Source organism: Corallococcus sp. AB032C, assembly GCF_003668935.1.
Taxonomy (GTDB): Bacteria; Myxococcota; Myxococcia; order Myxococcales; family Myxococcaceae; genus Corallococcus; species Corallococcus exiguus.
This window is the reverse complement of the sequence record NZ_RAWP01000261.1, coordinates 1-806: the sequence shown is the minus strand read 5'-3', so window position 1 is coordinate 806 and position 806 is coordinate 1. Positions and strand designations below refer to the sequence as shown.

The 806-nt window shown below is 70.2% G+C and carries 2 pseudogenes; both read left to right on the top strand.

What is annotated here, in order from left to right:
* Positions 1-196, top strand: a pseudogene (locus tag D7X99_RS41975) (hypothetical protein); the annotation flags it as partial.
* A 9-nt stretch (positions 197-205) separates the two neighbouring features.
* A pseudogene (locus D7X99_RS41970) lies at positions 206-806 on the top strand (hypothetical protein); the annotation flags it as partial.

Genomic DNA, 806 nt, shown 5'->3' with positions numbered 1-806 from the left:
CGCCGCCGCTCCGCCTCCCCGCCAGGCCCCCCCGCCGGAGGCGCCTCGCGCGGCCTCAGGCAGCCCCTCCGAGCTGCTCAAGAGCGTGGAGGACGTCCAGCGCAAGGAGGTCGCGGCGCTGAAGGCCATGGTGGAGCTGCTCATCGAGAAGGGCATTTTCTCCCGCGAGGAATACCTCGCCAAGGTCAAGCGGTAGCCCCCGGCCATGCGCAAGAAGATTGGTGAACTCCTCGTCCAGGCCGGAGTGGTGACGGACGAGCAGGTGAAGCAGGCCCTCGCGTCCGGACGGCGCGGCCAGGGCCGCAAGCTGGGTGAGGTGCTGGTGTCCATGGGCCTGTGCACGGGCCGGGACATCGCGCGGGCGCTGGCGGCGCAGCACGAGCTGCCGTTCGTGGAGATCCCCGAGTACATCCCGCATGCGGTGTCCTCGCTGGTGTCCATGGACTTCCAGACCGAGCACCGGGTGCTCCTCTTCGCGGTGGAGCAGGACGGCCGCAGCGAGAAGATCCACGTCGCGGTGGAAGACCCGGGCAACCTGATGCTGGTGGACGAGCTGCGCTTCCAACTGCGCAAGCCGCTCAAGGTGTTCGTCGTAGCGCCGGACGACCTGGAGCAGGCGCTCGCGCGCGGCCGGGGTGAGCCCCTGGACATCGTGGAGGCTGAACCGATGGACATGGACGAGGACGATTCGCCGGACATCCTGCCGCCGCCTCCGCCGCACGACGGCGACGCGTCCGCCGACGGCGCGGAGGTGCTGGAGGACATCCTGGGCTCCACGCCCCGTCCCAAGGTCCCCAAGGCTCCGC